The organism is Bacillus sp. FSL L8-0358 (genome assembly GCF_038593095.1).
GTDB lineage: Bacteria > Bacillota > Bacilli > Bacillales > Bacillaceae > Bacillus > Bacillus subtilis.
In genome coordinates, this window is record NZ_CP151962.1 from 617,446 (window position 1) to 625,000 (window position 7,555).

General features: G+C 44.3%; 6 protein-coding genes, 2 tRNA genes and 1 rRNA gene (1 of these 9 cut by a window edge). 8 read left to right on the plus strand and 1 reads right to left on the minus strand.

Going from position 1 to position 7,555, the window contains the following annotated elements:
- The first annotated feature begins 12 nt into the window (after window positions 1-12).
- From gmuD to gmuG, 5 genes are all read left to right on the plus strand, one after another.
- Complete coding sequence (gene gmuD, locus NYE49_RS03235; protein WP_047182174.1) at window positions 13-1,410, plus strand: 6-phospho-beta-glucosidase GmuD; 1,398 nt, start codon at window positions 13-15, stop codon at window positions 1,408-1,410.
- Between the two features lie 148 nt (window positions 1,411-1,558).
- Window positions 1,559-2,272 (plus strand): transcriptional regulator GmuR, encoded by a 714-nt coding sequence (gene gmuR / locus NYE49_RS03240; protein WP_015382914.1) that lies wholly within the window; start codon window positions 1,559-1,561, stop codon window positions 2,270-2,272.
- 28 nt (window positions 2,273-2,300) lie between these two features.
- Window positions 2,301-3,200: a fructokinase GmuE gene (gmuE, locus tag NYE49_RS03245; RefSeq protein ID WP_047182175.1), complete on the plus strand. Its 900-nt coding sequence runs from the start codon at window positions 2,301-2,303 to the stop codon at window positions 3,198-3,200.
- Window positions 3,197-4,144 (plus strand): mannose-6-phosphate isomerase, class I, encoded by a 948-nt coding sequence (gene manA / locus NYE49_RS03250; protein ID WP_047182176.1) that lies wholly within the window; start codon window positions 3,197-3,199, stop codon window positions 4,142-4,144. Before gmuE ends, manA begins: the two co-directional genes overlap by 4 nt.
- A gap of 18 nt (window positions 4,145-4,162) precedes the next feature.
- Complete coding sequence (gmuG, locus tag NYE49_RS03255; protein ID WP_047182177.1) at window positions 4,163-5,251, plus strand: mannan endo-1,4-beta-mannosidase; 1,089 nt, start codon at window positions 4,163-4,165, stop codon at window positions 5,249-5,251.
- Window positions 5,252-5,305: 54 nt separating this feature from the next.
- Here gmuG and NYE49_RS03260 read toward each other — a convergent pair whose 3' ends face one another.
- Window positions 5,306-6,160: a manganese catalase family protein gene (locus NYE49_RS03260; RefSeq protein WP_042976998.1), complete on the minus strand. Its 855-nt coding sequence runs from the start codon at window positions 6,158-6,160 to the stop codon at window positions 5,306-5,308.
- 346 nt (window positions 6,161-6,506) lie between these two features.
- On the opposite strand from NYE49_RS03260, the gene NYE49_RS03265 reads away from it, so the two are divergent.
- From NYE49_RS03265 to NYE49_RS03275, 3 genes are all read left to right on the plus strand, one after another.
- Window positions 6,507-6,583 (plus strand) — tRNA-Arg (locus NYE49_RS03265).
- A 14-nt stretch (window positions 6,584-6,597) separates the two neighbouring features.
- Window positions 6,598-6,671, plus strand: a tRNA-Gly gene (locus NYE49_RS03270).
- 160 nt (window positions 6,672-6,831) lie between these two features.
- Window positions 6,832-7,555 (plus strand): 16S ribosomal RNA (locus tag NYE49_RS03275); it runs 826 nt beyond the window's last position.

Consider the following 7,555-nt stretch of genomic DNA (forward strand, 5'->3'; position numbering starts at 1 on the left):
GGGGAGAGAGACTTGGCACAAACAGAACAATATCGTTTTCCAAAGGATTTTTGGTGGGGATCATCCGCTTCAGCAACACAAACGGAGGGTGCCGCCGACAGAGACGGAAAAGGCCAGAATATATGGGATTATTGGTTTGAAAAAGAACCGCATCGTTTTTTTGATCATGTCGGACCCGCAGACACATCTCAATTTTACGACAACTATAAAGAAGATATCAGGCTGATGAAGGAGCTTGGCCACAACTCGTTCCGGATGTCGATTTCCTGGTCACGTTTAATACCAAACGGAACGGGCGAGATCAACGATAAAGCCGCAGATTTCTATAACAATGTCATTGATGAGTTGATCGCTAACGGAATTGAACCTTTTGTCAATTTGTTTCATTTCGATATGCCGATGGCGCTTCAAAAAATCGGCGGCTGGGTAAACAGAGAGACAGTTGACGCGTATGAAAACTATGCAAGAACTTGCTTCCGTTTGTTTGGCGGCCGGGTGAAAAAATGGTTTACGCATAATGAACCAATCGTTCCCGTAGAAGGCGGATACCTATATGATTTTCATTATCCAAACAAGGTCGACTTTAAAGAGGCCGTCCAGGTTGGATTTCATACGATGCTATCAAGTGCCCGCGCTATTCAGGCTTACAGGGAGATGAAGCAGGACGGGAAAATCGGCATCATCTTAAATTTGACCCCTTCATACCCGAGAAGCAGCCATCCGGCGGATGTGAAAGCCGGGGAAATCGCAGACGCGTTTTTTAACAGATCTTTTTTAGACCCATCTGTTAAAGGCGAATATCCCAAAGAGCTGGTTGACATTTTGAAGCATGAAGGCTTTATGCCTGATTACAACGCTGAAGATCTTGACATCATCAAAAAGAACACGGTTGACCTGTTGGGAGTGAATTATTATCAGCCGAGACGTGTGAAAGCGAAAGAACATCTTCCGAATCCCGACGCTCCTTTTTTACCGGACAGATATTTTGATCCCTACGTCATGCCGGGCCGCAAAATGAATCCGCATCGCGGCTGGGAGATCTATGAAAAAGGCGTTTATGATATTTTGATTAATTTAAAAGAAAACTACGGCAACATCGAGTGTTTTATTTCTGAAAACGGTATGGGGGTTGAAGGTGAAGAGCGCTTCAGGGATGAACAAGGCATCATTCAAGATGATTACCGGATTGAATTTATAAAAGAGCACCTCAAATGGATTCACCGCGCCATACAGGAAGGCTCGAACGTAAAAGGCTATCACTTATGGACGTTCATGGACAACTGGTCTTGGACAAATGCCTATAAAAACCGATATGGGTTTGTATCAGTTAATCTTGAGAAAGACGGAGAAAGAACCGTCAAAAAGAGCGGAAAATGGTTCAAAAAGGTTGCTGAGCATAGCGGTTTCTAGATTTTCCTAAAGGTCAAGATCTTCCGGCAATCATCATAACGAATAGAGATGACGAAAATCCGCAACATTGATGAAATAGGGAAAAGAACTTATGATATCCGTAAAAGCTTATGTGATATCAGACTCTAACAGCTGCCGGAGGATACCAATGAATAAATACGAAATTATTGCAAATGAAATGAGAAATAGAATTAAAAATAACGTATATCCGATCGATCAGCCCATTCCTGATGAAGTATCTCTTGCAAAAGAATTTAACTCAAGCCGCATGACGATGAAGAGAGCCTTGGATAATTTAGTTGCCGAGGGTCTGCTGTTTAGAAAACGAGGCCATGGCACGTTTATTATTCAATCTGCAATACAGGATGACCATGTCCATGTAGTCAGCAATGAGATTCTCGGATTGACCAACTTGCTGAAAGATAAAAAAATCCAAAGCAAGGTCATTCAGTTTGAAGTGCAATTTCCCACTGAGGAAGTGGCCGCCCATTTGTCTATTGATCAGAAAACACCGGTTTATTATGTCGTTCGGCTGCGAATTGTAGAAGGTGAACCCTATGTATTGGAAAAAACATATATGCCGACTCATTTAATACCGGGCATTAATGATGATGTCCTTCATGGTTCGGTCTATAACCACATCTCAAACGAGCTGCAGCTCAAAATTGCCGGCTCACATCGGAAAATCAGAGCCTGCAAATCTGATCATATTGACCAGCAGCATCTAGGCTGTAAACAGGATGATCCAATTCTTGAAGTTGAACATGTGGGCTTCTTAGATAACGGCATTCCATTTGAATATTCCTTTTCACGTCATCGGCATGACAAGTTTGTTGTGACTTCTGTAAACATACGGCGCTGATTGCGGAGACAACAAGGAGGCCACCTGCATGCTTGGCGGTATTGAAGCAGGCGGCACAAAGATTGTTTGTGCTGTCGGTAAAGAAGATGGAACAATCATTGACCGAATAGAATTCCCCACAAAGATGCCGGAAGAAACGATAGAGAAAGTAATTCAATATTTTCGGCAATTTTCATTACAGGCCATCGGCATTGGCTCCTTTGGTCCCGTTGATAACGATAAAACCAGTCAAACATACGGTACCATTATGGCCACGCCGAAAGCGGGCTGGAGACACTACCCCTTTTTGCAAACCGTTAAGAACGAAATGAAAATCCCAGTCGGATTTAGTACGGATGTCAACGCTGCAGCGTTGGGTGAATTCCTTTTCGGTGAAGCGAAGGGTCTTGACAGCTGCCTGTATATAACGATTGGCACTGGCATCGGAGCGGGGGCTATTGTAGAGGGGAGGCTCCTTCAGGGCCTGTCACACCCAGAGATGGGCCATATTTATATCCGGAGGCACCCGGATGACGTATACCAAGGGAAGTGCCCTTATCATGAAGATTGCTTTGAAGGCTTGGCTTCCGGTCCCGCCATTGAAGCGCGCTGGGGAAAAAAAGCCGCGGATTTATCAGATATAGCCCAAGTCTGGGAACTGGAAGGGTACTATATTGCCCAAGCGCTGGTTCAGTATATTTTGATCCTTGCACCTAAAAAAATCATTCTTGGCGGCGGCGTCATGCAACAGAAACAAGTGTTTTCTTATATCTATCAATATGTACCGAAAATCATGAACAGCTACTTAGATTTTTCTGAATTGTCAGATGATATAAGTGATTATATTGTACCTCCACGTTTAGGCAGTAACGCCGGAATCATCGGCACGCTAGTTTTGGCGCATCAGGCCTTACAAGCAGAGGCAGCATCCGGGGAGGTGCGATCATGACACATCCTTTATTTTTAGAGCCTGTCTTTAAAGAAAGAATATGGGGAGGGACGAAGCTTCGTGACGCTTTTGGCTACGCAATACCCTCACAAAAAACAGGTGAGTGCTGGGCCGTTTCTGCACATGCCCATGGCCCGTCGGCTGTAAAAAATGGCCCGCTGGCAGGAAAGACACTAGATCAAGTATGGCAAGATCATCCAGAGATTTTCGGTTTTCCAGATAGGAAGGTGTTTCCGCTGCTGGTAAAGCTGCTGGACGCCAATATGGATCTCTCCGTGCAAGTCCATCCTGATGATGATTATGCAAAACTGCACGAAAATGGCGACCTTGGTAAAACGGAGTGCTGGTATATCATTGATTGCAAAGATGACGCCGAACTAATTTTGGGACATCATGCAAGCACAAAGGAAGAGTTCAAACAACGAATAGAAAGCGGTGATTGGAACGGTCTGCTGAGGCGAATCAAAATCAAGCCCGGAGATTTCTTTTATGTGCCAAGCGGTACACTCCATGCTTTATGTGAGGGAACCCTTGTCCTTGAAATCCAGCAAAACTCTGATACAACGTATCGCGTATACGATTATGACCGCTGTAATGACCAGGGCCAAAAAAGAACACTTCATATAGAAAAAGCCATGGAAGTTATAACGATACCGTATATCGATAAAGTGCATACACCGGAAGTAAAAGAAGTTGGTAACGCTGAGATCATTGTTTATGTGCAATCAGATTATTTCTCAGTGTACAAATGGAAGATTAGCGGCCGAGCTGCTTTTCCTTCACATCAAACCTATTTGCTGGGGAGTATTCTGAGCGGATCAGGACGAATCATAAATAATGGTATTCAGTATGAATGCAATGCAGGCTCACACTTTGTCTTGCCTGCGCATTTTGGCGAGTTTTCAATAGAAGGAACATGTGAATTCATGATATCTCATCCTTAATGAATGGGGGAGTTGCATTTGTTTAAGAAACATACGATCTCTTTGCTCATTTTATTTTTACTTGCGTCTGCTGTTTTAGCAAAACCAATTGAAGCGCATACTGTGTCGCCTGTGAATCCTAATGCACAGCAGACAACAAAAGCAGTGATGAACTGGCTTGCGCACCTGCCGAACCGAACGGAAAACAGAGTCCTTTCCGGAGCGTTCGGAGGTTACAGTCATGACACATTTTCTATGGCTGAGGCTGATAGAATCCGAAGCGCCACCGGGCAATCGCCTGCTATTTACGGCTGCGATTATGCCAGAGGATGGCTTGAAACAGCAAATATTGAAGATTCAATAGATGTAAGCTGCAACAGCGATTTAATATCGTATTGGAAAAATGGTGGAATCCCGCAAATCAGCATGCACCTGGCGAATCCTGCTTTTCAGTCAGGGCATTTTAAAACACCGATTACAAACGATCAGTATAAAAAAATACTAGATTCTTCAACAGCAGAAGGGAAGCGGCTGAATGCCATGCTCAGCAAAATTGCTGACGGACTTCAAGAGCTGGAGAACCAAGGTGTGCCTGTTTTGTTCAGGCCGCTGCATGAAATGAACGGTGAATGGTTTTGGTGGGGACTTACATCATATAACCAAAAGGATAATGAAAGAATCTCTCTATATAAACAGCTCTACAAGAAAATCTATCATTATATGACCGACACAAGAGGACTTGATCATTTGATTTGGGTTTACTCTCCCGACGCCAACCGAGATTTTAAAACTGATTTTTACCCGGGCGCGTCTTACGTGGATATTGTCGGATTAGATGCGTATTTTCAAGATGCCTACTCGATCAATGGATACGATCAGCTAACAGCGCTTAATAAACCATTTGCTTTTACAGAAGTCGGCCCGCAAACAGCAAACGGCAGCTTTGATTACAGCCTATTTATCAATGCAATAAAACAAAGATATCCTAAAACCATTTACTTTCTGGCATGGAATGATGAATGGAGCCCAGCAGTAAACAAGGGTGCTTCAGTTTTATATCATGACAGCTGGACACTCAACAAGGGAGAAATATGGAATGGTGATTCTTTAACGCCAATCGTTGAATGAATCTGTTTGTCATAATTAAGAAGGTGCTCAAGAAGTTTCTTGAGCACCTTTGGATTAAGCATTCATATCGCCTAACCCAGGACTGTGTTCATTCGGTATTTCAGGAAGCACTGGTACGGGAAACCCTGCCGGAGGATCTATTACTTGTAACTCTCCGCCATTTCGGCTTGGAGATTTCCCTTGATAGATTTCACCGATTCTCGTTTCATCCAACCTAAAGTTAAACTGTGCATTATGGTAGCCTAATTCGACATACTTTCTGCACTCAGGATATTTATTAATGTCATAATTCGGCACAGGGAGCAGCTTCGCCCATTCAACGCCCAATGTCTCGAGCGCTTTCGCGAATGCATTCTGGTGAGCATTGTCGCGTACAATCAGAAAAGCAAGTGTTTCGCGGAACGTCTGATTAGAGCTCATTTCATAAATTCTTGTTTTTTGCAGCACACCTGTCGACTCAAGAAGCAGGTTATCCAGCAGGTCAGTAATTAAGTTTCCGTGGTTATACACCCACGACCCGTTCCACGGATTGCCCCCTGCATCAACAGGAAGGGAACTTTGCGCTCCAATAATATAATGATGAGGATTAGCATGTTTAACCGCTTCATCAAGTGGCGCTTGATCTGTACCTTGACTGCCGACACCTTCACCGCCTGATTCATCTAATAAAGCATTGATTGTGTTTTGAACCAGTTCAACGTGGGCAATCTCCTCTAAAAAAATGCCGCGAAGCAGATCGCGGTACTGTTTCTGCTTTCCTCTGAAATTAGAGCTTTGGAAAAAAAACTGCATCATTGTACGCATTTCTCCGTAATGACCGCCTAATATCTCCTGCAGGACCTTAGCAGCTGCCGGGTCTGGCTTGTCCGGTTTAATGATATTAATCAGTTCCTCTTTGTAGTAATACATAACACGCCTCATTTCTTCTTAAGAGATTTTCTTATATTATTTGTAAGGTGAGATAAAATATATACATGATAAGCATGGGAAGGCGTGAAAGAAGAAAATAAAAAAATACAGGAAAAGTGTTGACCAAATAAAACAGGCATGGTATATTATTAAACGTCGCTGATGAACAGCGTGAAACAAAACAGAAAAACAAAAAAGTTTTTCTAAAGTGTTTACAAGATTTTAAAAATGTGTATAATAAGAAAAGTCGAATTGAAAAACATTCGAAAAACATTCGAAAAACATTTTTAAAAAACTTCTTGACTTCAACATCAAATGATAGTATGATAGTTAAGTCGCTTAATAAGCGCCCGTAGCTCAATTGGATAGAGCGTTTGACTACGGATCAAAAGGTTAGGGGTTCGACTCCTCTCGGGCGCGCCAATATAAGATGCTACGCGGGTGTAGTTTAGTGGTAAAACCTCAGCCTTCCAAGCTGATGTCGTGAGTTCGATTCTCATCACCCGCTCCATTATTGAATGATCTTTGAAAACTAAACAAGACAAAACGTACCTGTTAATTCATTTTTATAAATCGCACAGCGATGTGCGTAGTCAGTCAAACTAGGGCCTGCACGACGCAGGTCACACGGGTGTCGCCGCAGGATGCGGTGAACTTAACCTGTGATCCATTTATCGGAGAGTTTGATCCTGGCTCAGGACGAACGCTGGCGGCGTGCCTAATACATGCAAGTCGAGCGGACAGATGGGAGCTTGCTCCCTGATGTTAGCGGCGGACGGGTGAGTAACACGTGGGTAACCTGCCTGTAAGACTGGGATAACTCCGGGAAACCGGGGCTAATACCGGATGGTTGTTTGAACCGCATGGTTCAAACATAAAAGGTGGCTTCGGCTACCACTTACAGATGGACCCGCGGCGCATTAGCTAGTTGGTGAGGTAACGGCTCACCAAGGCAACGATGCGTAGCCGACCTGAGAGGGTGATCGGCCACACTGGGACTGAGACACGGCCCAGACTCCTACGGGAGGCAGCAGTAGGGAATCTTCCGCAATGGACGAAAGTCTGACGGAGCAACGCCGCGTGAGTGATGAAGGTTTTCGGATCGTAAAGCTCTGTTGTTAGGGAAGAACAAGTGCCGTTCGAATAGGGCGGCACCTTGACGGTACCTAACCAGAAAGCCACGGCTAACTACGTGCCAGCAGCCGCGGTAATACGTAGGTGGCAAGCGTTGTCCGGAATTATTGGGCGTAAAGGGCTCGCAGGCGGTTTCTTAAGTCTGATGTGAAAGCCCCCGGCTCAACCGGGGAGGGTCATTGGAAACTGGGGAACTTGAGTGCAGAAGAGGAGAGTGGAATTCCACGTGTAGCGGTGAAATGCGTAGAGATGTGGAGGAAC

Excerpts from the sequence above, each read along its gene's own strand:
- gmuR (WP_015382914.1), top strand. The coding sequence starts at position 1,559 with ATGAATAAATACGAAATTATTGCAAATGAAATGAGAAATAGAATTAAA.
- gmuE (WP_047182175.1), top strand. The coding sequence starts at position 2,301 with ATGCTTGGCGGTATTGAAGCAGGCGGCACAAAGATTGTTTGTGCTGTC.
- manA (WP_047182176.1), top strand. The coding sequence starts at position 3,197 with ATGACACATCCTTTATTTTTAGAGCCTGTCTTTAAAGAAAGAATATGG.
- NYE49_RS03260 (WP_042976998.1), bottom strand. The coding sequence starts at position 6,160 with ATGTATTACTACAAAGAGGAACTGATTAATATCATTAAACCGGACAAG.